At 34.3% G+C, this 14,367-nt stretch carries 17 protein-coding genes; all 17 read left to right on the forward strand.

Going from position 1 to position 14,367, the window contains the following annotated elements:
• Nucleotides 1-47: 47 nt before the first annotated feature.
• The 17 genes from DXB52_RS13035 (at nucleotide 48) to DXB52_RS13110 (ending at nucleotide 14,324) form a co-directional block, all read left to right on the forward strand.
• Nucleotides 48-440, forward strand: coding sequence for a hypothetical protein (locus DXB52_RS13035; protein ID WP_118107678.1), 393 nt, complete (start codon nucleotides 48-50; stop codon nucleotides 438-440).
• Between the two features lie 147 nt (nucleotides 441-587).
• On the forward strand, nucleotides 588-755 hold the full coding sequence (locus tag DXB52_RS16205) for a hypothetical protein (protein WP_181989207.1): 168 nt from the start codon (nucleotides 588-590) through the stop codon (nucleotides 753-755).
• Between the two features lie 171 nt (nucleotides 756-926).
• On the forward strand, nucleotides 927-3,527 hold the full coding sequence (locus DXB52_RS13040) for an RNA dependent RNA polymerase (RefSeq protein ID WP_472520185.1): 2,601 nt from the start codon (nucleotides 927-929) through the stop codon (nucleotides 3,525-3,527).
• A 127-nt stretch (nucleotides 3,528-3,654) separates the two neighbouring features.
• Nucleotides 3,655-4,203 (forward strand): hypothetical protein, encoded by a 549-nt coding sequence (locus DXB52_RS13045; RefSeq protein ID WP_181989208.1) that lies wholly within the window; start codon nucleotides 3,655-3,657, stop codon nucleotides 4,201-4,203.
• Nucleotides 4,197-5,201 carry a hypothetical protein gene (locus DXB52_RS13050; RefSeq protein ID WP_118107684.1) on the forward strand — a complete coding sequence of 335 codons (1,005 nt, stop codon included), beginning with the start codon at nucleotides 4,197-4,199 and terminating at the stop codon, nucleotides 5,199-5,201. Before DXB52_RS13045 ends, DXB52_RS13050 begins: the two co-directional genes overlap by 7 nt.
• 500 nt (nucleotides 5,202-5,701) lie before the next feature.
• On the forward strand, nucleotides 5,702-6,238 hold the full coding sequence (locus DXB52_RS13055) for a hypothetical protein (protein WP_118107686.1): 537 nt from the start codon (nucleotides 5,702-5,704) through the stop codon (nucleotides 6,236-6,238).
• Nucleotides 6,239-6,255: 17 nt separating this feature from the next.
• On the forward strand, nucleotides 6,256-7,161 hold the full coding sequence (locus tag DXB52_RS13060) for a hypothetical protein (RefSeq protein WP_118107688.1): 906 nt from the start codon (nucleotides 6,256-6,258) through the stop codon (nucleotides 7,159-7,161).
• A gap of 21 nt (nucleotides 7,162-7,182) precedes the next feature.
• Nucleotides 7,183-8,037 carry a hypothetical protein gene (locus DXB52_RS13065; protein ID WP_118107690.1) on the forward strand — a complete coding sequence of 285 codons (855 nt, stop codon included), beginning with the start codon at nucleotides 7,183-7,185 and terminating at the stop codon, nucleotides 8,035-8,037.
• The gene (locus DXB52_RS13070; RefSeq protein WP_118107692.1) at nucleotides 8,034-8,363 is read left to right on the forward strand and encodes a hypothetical protein; all 330 of its coding nucleotides are present in this window, start codon (nucleotides 8,034-8,036) and stop codon (nucleotides 8,361-8,363) included. The genes DXB52_RS13065 and DXB52_RS13070 overlap by 4 nt, the downstream gene beginning before the upstream one ends.
• A gap of 514 nt (nucleotides 8,364-8,877) precedes the next feature.
• Nucleotides 8,878-9,957 (forward strand): hypothetical protein, encoded by a 1,080-nt coding sequence (locus DXB52_RS13075; protein WP_118107694.1) that lies wholly within the window; start codon nucleotides 8,878-8,880, stop codon nucleotides 9,955-9,957.
• The gene (locus tag DXB52_RS13080) at nucleotides 9,932-10,540 is read left to right on the forward strand and encodes a hypothetical protein (protein WP_118107696.1); all 609 of its coding nucleotides are present in this window, start codon (nucleotides 9,932-9,934) and stop codon (nucleotides 10,538-10,540) included. Before DXB52_RS13075 ends, DXB52_RS13080 begins: the two co-directional genes overlap by 26 nt.
• Nucleotides 10,528-11,187 (forward strand): ATP-binding protein, encoded by a 660-nt coding sequence (locus DXB52_RS13085; protein WP_118107698.1) that lies wholly within the window; start codon nucleotides 10,528-10,530, stop codon nucleotides 11,185-11,187. The genes DXB52_RS13080 and DXB52_RS13085 overlap by 13 nt, the downstream gene beginning before the upstream one ends.
• A gap of 108 nt (nucleotides 11,188-11,295) precedes the next feature.
• Nucleotides 11,296-11,457 carry a hypothetical protein gene (locus DXB52_RS16210; protein ID WP_181989209.1) on the forward strand — a complete coding sequence of 54 codons (162 nt, stop codon included), beginning with the start codon at nucleotides 11,296-11,298 and terminating at the stop codon, nucleotides 11,455-11,457.
• Between the two features lie 69 nt (nucleotides 11,458-11,526).
• Nucleotides 11,527-11,949, forward strand: a complete 423-nt coding sequence (locus DXB52_RS13090; protein ID WP_118107700.1) for a hypothetical protein — start codon at nucleotides 11,527-11,529, stop codon at nucleotides 11,947-11,949.
• A 32-nt stretch (nucleotides 11,950-11,981) separates the two neighbouring features.
• The gene (locus tag DXB52_RS13100; protein WP_472520182.1) at nucleotides 11,982-12,602 is read left to right on the forward strand and encodes an HAD domain-containing protein; all 621 of its coding nucleotides are present in this window, start codon (nucleotides 11,982-11,984) and stop codon (nucleotides 12,600-12,602) included.
• 438 nt (nucleotides 12,603-13,040) lie between these two features.
• On the forward strand, nucleotides 13,041-13,712 hold the full coding sequence (locus tag DXB52_RS13105) for a hypothetical protein (RefSeq protein ID WP_118107706.1): 672 nt from the start codon (nucleotides 13,041-13,043) through the stop codon (nucleotides 13,710-13,712).
• A 24-nt stretch (nucleotides 13,713-13,736) separates the two neighbouring features.
• Entirely contained in the window at nucleotides 13,737-14,324 is a 588-nt protein-coding gene (locus tag DXB52_RS13110; protein ID WP_118107708.1) for a hypothetical protein, read from the forward strand.
• The last annotated feature ends 43 nt before the right edge of the window (nucleotides 14,325-14,367 follow it).

The raw sequence follows: 14,367 nt of genomic DNA on the forward strand, positions 1-14,367 counted from the left end.
GAACGAAAAAGATGATAATAACATTGAAAAATATAGAAAAGAAATAGATGAATAACATTGAAAAATATAGAAAAGAAATAGATGATAATAATGACTATGTAAAAGAGGTTGATGAACAAATAGAGAAAGCTATTACAAAAGTGCTTACTAGTGCTAGTATTGATGCAGAATATATTAATTGGGGAAAAATGGGAGGATTCCATATACACAGAGAGAATACCCGTTCATATTGTGTGAAATTAGAGGAGAAAAATGTAGATAAAATAGATGATTTAAAACGAGCAGTAGGTAACTTAAATTGTTTAATAGAAGAAGATGAGAACAAGACAATAGCGATTAATGAAAATGTAAGATTAAATTTGACATCTATAGAAATAACAGAAAATGAGTGGGATTTTGAAATTGAATTAAAAGACATCTATAGAAATAACAGAAAATGAGTGGGATTTTGAAATTGAATTAAAAGATGCAAAATTGTCTTATAAGGAAAAAGCACAACTTCTCAGCCATCTCGAGAAGTTTAAAAGGTTCTATACACTAATGGTTTAGAATTTTATTATTTAGTTTTGAAGGGAAAAAACATAGACGTGAAAAAGATAGCTGATTTACAACCTATGTATGCTGAGTATAAAGAAAATACTACACCAAGTCCACAATTACTTTTAGAAGCTTCCGCAGAATGGGATCGATTAATAGCTGGTCTTACTTCTATTGACTGGCATCAGCCACCAGTAGCCGAAATCCCAAGCATCTAGCCGAATACACAGGAGTAAATTATGTCAGAGATTAAGCAGAAAATAATCACTGTTGATGCCAAGGCATTTTTTAAATATTTTCCGAAAGAAATAACGGAAGATCAGAAATGTTTTACGCTGAAATATGCGAATCGTGCATTATATAAATTAGTTGTTCAACAGGAAAATGAAATGGAAGACTGCCCGCTCTTTCATCAATTTTTCAAGGAAATTGAAAAATCATGGAACTCTCAGCCGAATAACGAACCATTTAAAATTACAAATACAACGTTATTTGATAAATTTGTAATTGTTGATTTTGGAGATATATTTCTTCCGTTAGATGAGATTTCAGCATTTCCGGGACAAAAAGAGCGACATGAAGATTATCTGGAAAATGCGAAAGATATTGTGGAGAACGGATTTGATATCTATTTTGAAAATCATGAAAAACCAGTTCACATGATTGCATTTGATAAGAGTGGAAATATGAGCAGACATAGTCGTATTTCTTTTATTGATGAAAATAATTATGCGGGGTTGAATACACGTTTGAATTTAGGTATGGACTTTTCAAAGATTCCGGTGAAGGAAAGTAAATATTATTCATACAGGGGATTATATTTGTCATCATCTAAAAGGATCAATCATAAGAAATTAATTATCGATGCGGATACAATTGTTGTTTTACATGATGTGCGAAAGGATGAAAAGAATCCTTCAAAACCGATAACGGGTTATTACTACGACAAAGGTATTACGATTGCAACAGCGAAATTGGACGTAGAAGAAGATGGCTCAAAAGAGAAGATAAATTGCACTTTCTTGAAGACCAAGAGGGAAGAACTGTTGGAAGTAGATATTCCATTTGACGGAGCAGGATTCATTTCTCCAGAATATGCTTCCTATATTAATGAGGCATTGGGAACTACGGGCGCAACATCTTTTCAAATAAGACTTCCGTTTATGAAGGGAATGCTTCATGAGGTCGATGTCCATCAATTTCTGGAAGAATATAATATTCATAAGGATGGTAAAGAGAATTGGTATAAGGATGTTTTTGGTAAGAAGCGTGATTTGAGTAAGGCACACATTTTTATTACGGAAAGCATGTTTAAAGGGCTGAAATGGCTAATAAAGCATTTATCTAATTTAAAAGACAATAAGTACGGACATCCGATGGAGTTTTATTGTGATGCGATGAATAAGTATGAGCATGCGTTGTATATATCAGGAACAAATTTGCCGTATGGACATTCAAAATTTACTCATTTAAGTTATCAGATGATTAATACATTGGATTTTTCGAAAAAACAGTTTTCAAACGTAATCAACCATCATTGTAATTATATAGAGAATCCAATAGATTTCCTTAAAGAATGGGGAAATAATAACGATAATAATGTTAGCAACGACTACAGTAAAAGAGATAAGATTGGTTTGACAAGTGATATTCCTAATTGGAAGAAAGCGGTGTTTAAGAATCAGAAACTGAAAACGGATGTGTATATAAAAAAACAGTTACAAAATACACGGAAGGGTCTTCTGACGAAATTAGCAAAAGGGAAAATACTTGTGGAAGGGCAGACGAGATATTTATGCAGAGATTTGTTGCCATTACTTGTAAGTCTGTTGGAAAAGAAGAAAGATATTTTGGGTTTTTATCCACGATATTTGTATGGGCGTTTTTATTTACCGATGGAGGATTACCGGGAATTAGATAAAGAACTTCATCTGAATTATAACTCATATTATGCGTTTTTCAGGAGTCCGCATCTGTCAAGGAATGAGCAAATTATTATGCAGCGTTTTATAGACACAGATGCGGAAACATATATAGGATGGGGAGAGTATGAGATATTTAAGGAACATTTGGCATTATACAATAAATATTTTGGTAAATTGACTGGTATTGTAATGGTACCAAGAGGTTCAGTTGCGCCTTTGTGCTTAGGCGGGGCTGATTTTGATGGCGATTTAGTTTGTGTAGTGTTTAACCAGGATGTTGTGAATGCGGTTGCGTCTGGAGGGTATCAAAAAGAAAAAGGCGTGAGAAAAATAGATGGAAAAATAATAGAATATTGGGAAAAGAATATTTCGGTTGTTAAGATTCCAGCTTCGGAGAGTCCGGAGATTGTACCGGAAAAGTATGTTCCATTCAGACATATTGAAAATACATTTTCTAATAGAATAGGTCAGATATCAAATGCCGCCATTTCTATCGGACAGGTTGAGTATGGAAGAAATTTAAAAGAAGAAAGTGATGAGTATATCAACAATAAACAAGCTGAAATTGTGTTTGAATCAAAAGAGCCATCTTGTGAAAAATGTACGTTATTGACCGGATTAGAAATTGATGCAGCTAAGAATGGCCAGCATCCGAATTTGGATATTATATTGAAAACAGAAATCGAAAAGAGTCCCTATCTTGTTTTTTTGAAAGATTTTGAGAAGTTACGAGGAGAAGAAAATTACGATTTTAGAAAATTATCAGTTGAACGAGATAAAGAGAGTCTTTGCATTTCAGCTAAGGGCTGTAAGAAGAAAGCAAAATTCCAGATTCCGGCTAAAGGTACATACATTAATGAATTACCAGTCTATTTTGAAAACGAGCTAAAGAAATATCAGTCATCGAAAGAAAAGATAAAAGATACCTCTAGTTTTTTTGCTTATCCGAGGAAGATATCATCGGAAGATAAGAAAAAAATTGAGAAGTTTAAAAAGCAATGTAAGATGGTGCTGGAGTATTATTTCTTTTATGTGCAAACATTTTTAATCTTATTAAAAAAATGAAAAGAAAGATAAGTTCTATGCATCAGAGAATCTTCAGACAAATTTGTTCCAAATATATGATGAGAAAAATGCAATTCATATTGAAAGAACGATAGTCCCTAATATCAAAAGAAAAATCAGGCCGTATGTGGATGAGAATAATACGATAAAAGATATGAAAGATCGTATGAATGAAGTGCAGTGGCTGTTACAGCCGTATGACAACAGGGGAAAAGCATTAGAACAGATTATCGGAAATGGATTTAATGAAAGCAGCCTTGACGAAGAGGAACGGGAAGTGTTATATCATTTTTATCAGCAGGGATATAAGACACTGTGGTTAATACTTACTCTGATTGAAGGACCTAAATCTCAAACATTTGACAGTATAAAAAGAAGAGATTTGAAAAAAAATGAAAAGATATCAATTCCCTGTGAAGAACTTGATGCAAGTTTAGAACAGCTGGTTCTGGAATTTTACGAAAATAATATAACAAATGTAGAGGATAAGATTTATGGAATATGTAAGAATAAACTTAGAGAAATCATAAAGAATTCAGATTTAGATTCTGTTTATCAAGTGCCTGCATTATATGAAAGTACAAAAAATTCGGACAAAGCCAGAAGGTTTTTCTGGGAGGCATTTGAATGGGATAATATTGATCCTTATATAAAGGCAGGTGGCGATATATGTTAAATGAAATATTAGAATTTGAAGCATATGTAAAGGCTCCTGAATCAGAAAAACCAAGAATCCAGCCGAAATTATTAACAAACAATTTCAGTGAAGATGGTAATCTGTTTGGAATTGAAAGGATTCTTATTGTAATTGCCAGAGGCTACATTTTTTCTAAGTGCCATCAGAATGAAATTTATAATTCTGACGGCATGGTCAATAATGAACTGCTAAACGATACACGAGTTATTTTACAACGCTGGTGTGGATTTGATTTTGATGAATCTGGTTTACAGATTGACAGGCAGAGTATTTCAAATTGGTTTGAAAAATATCCAGAAGCGGACGGATGGCTAAAGCAATATTGGATGTTTCATTGCGCCAAGAAGACGAAAAAAGAGAAAAGGTGGAATACAATTGAAAAACAATGGGGAGAGAGTCTGATGGAGAAAGATTATGCAGAAGACCATATAACATTAGACTCTGTAATAGCGAATGCTATAAACCGGGGACCATTGCGTGAACGTTACATGGTATTGCGAAAAGACAGGTCTGCTACTCCGGCAAAAAAAGAAAAAGAGCGATTTACTTATTTATACAGCATGAAACCAGGGAAAGATGGAAAAATACATTCGCTTCAGGAAAAAACAAGGGAAAAATTGTTGAAGAATATTGCAATGTATCTTCTTAGCAGAGAATATCATCCGAAAGAACAAAAATTTATACTATTGTATGGAGATAAACTTTTGGGATGGTATGGTCTTGATGATTACAAAAGAGAACGAAAAAACTGGTATTTTCCTGAATGCGTGTGGGGAAATCCAGATGAAAAACCAATTATGGAAGTTTATAGTCAAGAGAAAGGATGGCAATTTGTCAAAATGGCTATAAATCAGGAGTTCCTGGAATATTTCGAATTTCGCATTATTGATGAGGAACAGATAAAGGATTATGATAAATCTAAATATTGGATCATAAAGGATATGGGGCATGGGCAAGGAAGCTTAAAGTGCATATAAAATACTATTAAATAAAGACCCCGCCAAAATGGATAATATAACAAACACTATTAAATATAGACCCCGTAAAAATGGCTAGATGTGAATCTAGTCATTTTTTGTCTGTTATATAAAAGTTTCCGGCAAAACGTACAGTTGGACTTTTGGTAGTAAGAGAAGGGGTTAAAGGAAAGGAGAAATTTATTATGGAGTATTATGAAAATGACTGGGACATGTATTGGGATATCGTTGAAGATATGTACAGCAACCTGTCCGAGGAAGAGCTCGAAGAAGAACTGATGGATATGGAGTAATAGTACACTGACTAAATCAAAATTCTGTAAAAAGAAAGCGAGGTATATTTGAGAAATCCAAAAGAAATAAAACGGTATCACAAAATTTTAGTAGATTAATATGCCAGAAAAAAAGAGGTCGGGGACAAATCCCCGACCTTTTATGATACGGTATATTAAATAAAACTTGAATAAGGGAAAATAAAGGATTTATAGGAGCGTGATGAAATGAATAAGTCACAGGCAAAGAAGAAAGTATTTGATTATTTCAAGAAAAATGCTATTGAATATAAGTTTGTTAATGAAGAATTAAAGCTTATAGATGTGGATTCATTAGATACGATATATTTATGTGCCAGTATTCCGGAAGTTATAGGCGGTCACATAGAAACCTGTATTCGTTTTAGAGAGGCGCATTTGTATTGCCAGTCGTACTATTGTCAGCCTGTTGTACACAATGAAGAGGAAGCAATAAGAGCTGCAAGACTGATTAATTATTTGAATAGGCATTTGAAGTATGATTGTGATAAGCTCTATAACCATGTATATATATTGGATGAAGATAACGGAGATATATTTAATGGATGCCATATCAGATATGAACTTTTGGAAATGTATTTTCAAGAGTCGATGAACCATATCTTGAATTTTAGTGTTCAGCAAATAGCTGATGTATGTGTACCGCTTATATTTTATATTTGCGGTGAGTGGGTATATGATTTTGCAATTAAGGTTGCAACAGACCATGAAGTCATGAGTAAGTAGAAGGAGAGGAAAGAAGTATGAATAGAAATCAATATGAAAATACAATGGATTATAAAAAAGCACTAAAGATTTTGAACAGTTTTGTAGAAGAGGAATTAGACGGTGATATTGATGCAATGCGGGCATTTTGTTTTGATAATCTTACAAAGTTCATTGGAAATATAGGTGATCCAGATATGTACCTGATCGTACAAGCAATTTATATCATTTTATGGGGAGACATTTATGACTTGACCTTTGAGAAAATGGGAGCATGGGATTTAAAAGGAACATATGCTTTCCGTGGAGATACAATAAATTCGTTTGGCTCCTTATTTGGTAAGGAAAGCAAGGAAAATGAATTTGGATATCGTGCCAAATTTTTTGGAGCGGATAAAGACATAATTCTTTGGAACAAGATAAAAGAATTCTCAAGATTATACCATCAAATAGGTAACTTTATAGTAATTCCCAATAGAAGTAGCGTTCAATACGGGATTAATGGAGCCAGGGGTTGTTATTATAATACAGATTATTGCGAAGGAATGCGAGACTATTTTGACTGGTTTTTGGTTGCTGTGGAAAAGTATCAGAACAAGGTGAAAAATGGGGATATTAAGATGAATATGTTTGAAATGCAGCTTCAGCAGAACCCAGAATATAATCCTTTCTTCCTGGAGATCAGTCAGTGGAAAGAAATATTTTTCTTAAATCATTACTTTGAAAATGATAAACCGAAATTGCTTTTTAATACTCCGTTAGAGAGACGCTTGTTAATTACAGCAGAGCATGAAAATCGGAAAAATGAAAAATATTACCAGGATCAGGAGTATTTGGAAATCATGAATGATTATCTTGATAAATCAAAAGAAGTGATTGTGTATCGTACGAATAAGATAGTTGATATTTTGAAAGAAAAATGCAAAAAGCAGATAGTTGTGTAAGTTTACGAGGAGGAACATAAAATGCAGACTGATTATAGCAGAGCAATACTTAAGTACCTGATGGATTACAGTAACATGGATTATCCGGTAAATATTCATCAAATATATGAGCACCTATTTTATGGACAAGAATTATCTGATAATAAAAAGAGGGGCAAATTAGATACAATAAGAAAAAATATAGTAGGATTACATGCGAGCGGACTTATTGAGATGGATACAGAATTCACAGAAAATACTGGGAAAAAGGAGCGTTATAAAAAAGAGGATGATGACGTGACAATTTGGTATGAACAGAAATTAGATACCGAATATGCATTGATACTGATTCAGAAAATCATGGAAATGAATAATTTATCGCTTGACGATAAGAAAAATTTAGTTCAGGCTATTTGTGATTGTGCAGGATCTAAAATAATGGAAAGTGCTTCATATGCACAGAATGTTATAAAAAGTAATCCATTATATGATTTGACTGAAAAAAATGGTGTAAAAGAATCCATTTTATTTGAAGGACAGCGAAGATATAAAGCCGGAAACCAGGAAATCCCAGATATTTGGATTTTGTTAAGTAATATCTATAACGTATTAGAAAAGAAACAGAGAAAAAAGATTTCCTTTAAGCTCTATAAGTATAATTCAAAAGGGAAATTTGAAGTTATACATGATGGCAGGGAATATATAGTTTCACCATATTTTGTTACAGAAATGACAGGAATGTACTGGTTAATAGGTTTACAGGATTCAAAGAGTAAGGATGCTGTCAATGGACATAAGAAAAATCTTGGATTTTATCCTATCGACATGATGAAAAAAATAAATGTTCTGGAAGAAGATGCAAGAGATATAAGCGAAGCTTTGATGGGAAAGAGATGACCAAAGAAGAAAAATATAAATATATTGTAGAACATCAGCAGGTTTTTTATGATGAAGCAGAAAAAATAGTAATTAGAGTTCATAAGAAAAATGAGGATGGATCAGAAAATAATACAGCTTATAATTTGATTTATCGAACTTTTGGAGATGATTTTTATATGTTGAATGAGGAAGAAACCTATGATCGTATATTAGTTATAAAAAGTCCATATTTTATTGTAAAATGGGCAATTGAAAATATAAGAGACATAGAAGTTGAGACAGAAACTATCCGAGACAGAATTAGAAATGAAATCGAGAGCTTAGATAAAATATATTCAGTATAAGAGCACGGGGCTATATCCCCGTGCTCTTGTGCTAGGATAGTAGTATAAGGAAGAAAGATAAATCTAGTAGAGAGAGTATCGCAGTTAAACGAAACGGATTTAACTATAAGTTTAATTACAACACTTGAGGAATGTGATATGCCTAAGATACCATCAAACCGCATGGGCACTGTTGCATGAACGCCCGGATATATGTGAAAAGCATATATAGAATCAAATCACAAGCAAGTAGCTAAAGGCAAGCTTATTCAACAGTGAGGTCTTGTGGCTGGTGAAAGCTAGACAGGTCTACATCAGTAAGGATTTCTGCCTACAGTGAAGAAATTTATATGTAGGGTCCATGGAATATGAGTTTTGCCGACGGGCAAAACGAGAGGGATACCTCGACAAGATGTTCTGTGCTGACATTTGTAGCTGTAAAGGTATCTTCAAGGTCTTCGGGTGACCGGGGGCATATTTGAGGGTTCAATTGTATATCCCAAAAGATTGGCGTCGCATTTATTTGGAGGGCAAAATGGAAAAGAATTTTATTGATGAATTTATTCCATCAAAAGATACAAGAGCTTATTTGTATAGCATTCATCATGAATTTACGGACTTGGAGAAAGCTACGATTGTTGCAAATCATATTATGATTTCCTACGAGAAAAAAGTAGAGTGGTTAAATAGTTTTAAGGAAAAAATATCTGATGACACATTGAAAGACAGAATATCAAAGGCGTTAGTTCAGATAAAAAAGGATAAGAAGTATTACAGAAAGTGTAATACTGCATTAGGAGCATTGCCTTATAATGAATCACTTTTTGATTTTGTATTTATTCCGCATGATTTCAGACATGGTGACATTGTAAGAAGTCTCTATGGTGGCTGGAATACAACTGAGTTTTGTGAAAAAGTAGGAATCATCCTCAGTTATTTTGATAAGGATTATGAGTTTTATAAAAATCTAAGAGGGGATTATTCAGATGTTCAGGTTTGTGTAGATATTAAATTTGACGGAGTAGCTTATCAGGGTGAGTTTGAACATGAACATATCAATCCAATATATATTGAGCGTATGACATTGAATGAAAAAGATGAAAGAATGGCGTATCTTAACTATCTAACGAATCTTTACCGTAAAAAGAATATTAGGATGGATGCTGAAAATAAGCCTGAATATGCAGGCGGTTCAGCTGACTTGTTAGAACAGAAATATCTTGGTGAATATGTTCCGGTTCTAGATGATGCTTCCGGTATTTGGTGTGTGCAGACAGGATACGGATTTGAATGTGGAGATATTAATTATATTGCATCGGAGTTCGCTGGAACAGGTTTAATCTATCATTTCATGGATAATGGTGAGATGGATCATGTTCATAGATTCGAAAGTGTGTTGGTTGAGATTTTGAAAGACCCGGAACACGTAGACATCGTGACAGATTATGGTGAATACTCAGACCAGGAAATTCAAATGGTGAAAGGGATAAAACGAGCAGCGGCATTTGTACAAGCACATCACAGACCTATGACCGTTGCTGAATTGTGCAAAAATAGAGTAGAGATAAAGAATAAAGGAGAAGATGATTATGGCAATTCAGTTCAAGGAAATTAGGCAATATTTGGCAAGAAACACTAGATTATCAATATGTTTTGAAGATGGATGTTATCACGATTATTTGATGATTTCGGATATTTCGGCTGAAAAATATAAGGATTTATATGTGTATGGAATAGGAATGGTCGATGTCGAATTTTCTAAGGATATATACACTTCTCCCCAGAATTTGGATGACACGAATAGTTCAATAAAAATAAAGGAGTGCACTTTTGAGCCTGCAATTGAGATTGTTCTTCATAAAATACCACGTGATATAAAAAGAAAAGCAGAGGGACTTCTTTTGTTCAAAGATATCAAACCGTACTTACAGACAGGTCGTAATTTTGCTGTTGTTAACAGAGAGGACTGGTTGTACAAGTTATATGAATGGAAAAGAGATATTCCTGATGAGTATGATGATAAATTTGTTTTCGGTATAGGCATGGAGGACAATTTTGACGAAAACGATAAGGATATTATAAAGGCTTTGGAAAAAAGAGGTTATGATTCTTGCATGAATAAGAGAATGGTGATTGTTTTGTCGGATACAGGGAGGACAGATATAGAAAATGTGAGGGGAGCAATATGCAGAAATTAACCTTTGTGATTGGTGCAAATGCAGCGGGGAAAACTTATTTTATAGAACATCATTTGGCTAACGAAAAGGCTGTTGTTCTTGATGTTTATGATTATCAGCAAAAGGTTTATGATGAACATGGTAACAAGGAGCGGATTACATTTGAAGAACAGTTTCGTTGTCTTAAAAAAGCGAATGAGAAGCATCTTCATGACATTATAAATGAACTGAAGCAAGGCAATGATGTAATAGCTGAACAGACCTTCTTTAAAGCAAAGCGGCGGATAGCTTATATTGACGAAATACGCAACGAAATGGATGTGAAAATAGAAGTGTATGTGATGCATCCGAGTAATGAACGTTGGATGGAGAACAGCAAGAAACGAGAGGATATAGAAAACATAGAAGTATATGAAGAGCAAAAGAAGCAGATAGAATTTCCGAATCCTGCGGAGGAATTTGACGCAATCTTTGAGGTGATTGATGATGAAATCATACTTCGGATGGATGATATAAAGCCAGAAATTGTGAAACAGGCAAGACAGGAACTGACGGAAGAAGATACACGGATTCATAGGGAAGATGAAAGAAAACATAACCACCGTCAGCTCATAGAGAGCATGAACACCAGACCATTTTGGCATTATTGTGAAGTATGCGTCAAATAATTATTCAGTAAGAAAAGAATTAGAATCATATGGAAATTTTATACGATGGGCGGATTTCATTGTAAAAAGTAGTTCTGAAATATAAGTATTTGTGAGGTGAACATGACAATGTTTCAATTTGAAAATCTTAACGAAAAATTATTTAACCGTGTAGTTTGTTTTGCATATTCTTATCCATCCGGGTTAGGCGGGCCAGGTACCTTGCTTATGTATACAGAAGACGGAGAAGAATACTTAGCAGATCAACGAGGTTTGGTTGAGTATGACTGATTTAAACTTGATGAAATAGTTCCGTTTCGGGATGAATCACAATTTAAAGAATACTATTGGGGAATCGGTGTGCATCTTTATATTCGAAATGATTTATATGATAAAGTGATTTCTGCCATGGAAAGCATAGAGAAACACTATCATATGATGCCTACGGTAAATAAGGTTATATGGCCGCTTTTAGAAGTTCCAGAAGAAAAGGTGATTCGGATTGTGTATGCCGGAACAGAAAAGATAATTGAGCGAGAGAAGAAGGGACGAGAGGAAAAAGAAAAGGCATATGAAAAAATAAGACTGACAGAGAATGATATGAAATGGAATGATTTATACATTCTGTTTGAAAGTGCTAAAGACCGATGTAAACCGGAAGGATGTTACACTACTTTATATAGGCGTAATGAAAATGGAAGTATCACAGGATCTATTTGGAGTATATTATACCAGCAGGACGGACAGTTCTCTTTTGATGAAGAATGTCTGTTTAGTAAATGACAGCGAAAACGATCTTTGGACAACAGATATGAATGGTATTCAATATTGTGAAAAGAGAAATGAAATCTGTTTTATGGAAGGAGAAAACATACATAAACCAGAACATGCGGAAAATGAGGAGTGGAAATTATTGTGGCCTATTTGTGATGAATAAAAGACAAAAGATTATTGGAGGATGTCAAATGAGGTTTGTAGTATTTCTTGATATTGATGGTGTCTTGAACACAAGAACAACCGTTAAACGAACACCTTATGGATACACAGGAATAGACGATGCAAGAGTTAAAGTCCTTGCAAATGCTATTGAAAAATGTGGAGGTGGTGACATTGTACTTTCATCTGATTGGAAAGTGCTGGATAGAAATCATGACGATTACAGATATCTTGTATCAAAACTCGAGCAGTGTGGATTGAAAATATCGGATCATACCATTGATAAAGAGCGGAAAAGAGGACAGGGCGTAAAAGAGTACCTTGAATCACATCCGGAAATTGAAGAATTCGTAATACTGGATGATCAAAAGTTTGATTTTGAACATTATGAAAAAATATGGGAAAGGTTATTGATTACCAATGGTATTGAGAGAGCTGAATTTGCATCTAGAACACCTGCGGTTGAGGCGATACTTTTCAGGGATTACATTAAGGCTTAGGAAAGATTTTTAGAAACGAAGGGGGATGACCGACATAGTTACTTTTGTTGTTTCAGATATTCATGGAGAATATGAACTGGTTATCAGATTGTTCTGAAGCTTATGGAAATGCCAAATACTATTGGTGCCAGGCACAATAAACTCCGATTATATCTTTCCATGCAGAATAAAGCTGGAGGCGGAAATAGGTGCTCGTCATGAGAGATAACGTGGCGGCAATTCCGGCAAGGGCGTATGGTACGATATCAGACTTACCAAAGTGCGGTTTTTATTTAGATTGTGCCATGACGAAATCACAGATATAACATAGCGGATGGGATTCGCCAAATTCAAGAGGTTGATATTAAAGGGGAGAATTTGCTCCTCTTTTTGCTCCTCCGCTGAAAGCTTACAAGTAGAATATAATAGAATCAGAATCAAGAAAGAGAGGATAACGAAATGGTAGTTTTTGACAACTGGAAATTCAGAGAAATATTGAAAAGCATAGTAGAGAAAAAGGAGCTTAATGGAGACAGGATATCTTCTAAACAACAGTTATATGTGCGGATAGGTGAAGCACTGCATGTATCACCGGACACAGTTAAATATTGGCAGAGAGATAAATCCAGTGGACCTGATCCTAGAACCCCAGAGCTTTTGAAAGAATTGGAGGATTATTTGGGATATCCTGATGCTTTGCAAAAGAAGATAAACATAGAGGAAGAGAAAACGGAGGACAAGAGAATGGATACAGTAAGTGAATTTCAGAAACAGCAGATTATGGAGATTTACGAAGTTTTAAAAAATTTTGTGAGTGAGATGAATATAGAGAATGAAGATGAATACTACAGAATCCGAGCTGTGATAGAAAGAAAGCAACTGGTTCTTCCGGATACAATATTTAATACGATATTGCAGTTTATGGACAATGTCGTTGAGGAATATGTGTTTGAAGCGGAGTATCCAGATTTTACCAAGGAAGAAGCAGAATATGAAAATGGAGTGATGAACATCAAGACAGATGCAGCATTTAATAAGCTGATGAGTCATTTCTTAGAAAGACTCCAGGAGTTGGATAAAAAAATAGACCAATTTGCGGAACAAGAACTGCGAGCGTATCTTTTAGGATAATATTTTCGAAGGGGGTCTGGTGATGTGATAGCAGACCGATCCTTAATCCAATATATGCAAGATGATGCATATGCATTATTAATTCAGTGTTTTATCAGAAATAGCGAGAGGAGTGGATATATATTGAATTCAGAAGTATATGATGCAATAAGTGATATTTTAGTTAAAGATTTGGTTTTTATAGCCATAAATAAGGAAAATGGGTTAACAATAGAGGTTCCTTTTTGCTGTTTGTATCCCTACGAAGGCGAAGTTGTGGATATTTGTCTGGACAGGAATGCATATCGTCGAGACGACAGCAAGAATTTACCTGTGGGGGTTCATGATGATAGATTCGTCTGGAGATTAAAGAGACCGGAAGAAAATTCCCCGGACATAAAACCAATCAAATTCATTTCAGCCTATCATACCAAGGAGTACTGCTTGGTGATAGAAACGACAGCAGACAGGAAAGAGTATGATTTTCATAGAGTACTTGAATATTACCCTGAGTGCAGTTTTGATAGTTTTACGATTAAAGAATATTCTATTATATTTGAACATGGACCAGAGATTAGTTATTTGGATTTTCATAAGTATATCCAGTATAAGTTTATCCAATTGATGGGATGATTGAATATATTAGAAGGTGTTGAAAAAAAATATAAAGCAAAAA

The organism is Ruminococcus sp. OM04-4AA (assembly GCF_003462585.1).
Lineage (GTDB): Bacteria > Bacillota > Clostridia > Lachnospirales > Lachnospiraceae > Mediterraneibacter > Mediterraneibacter faecis.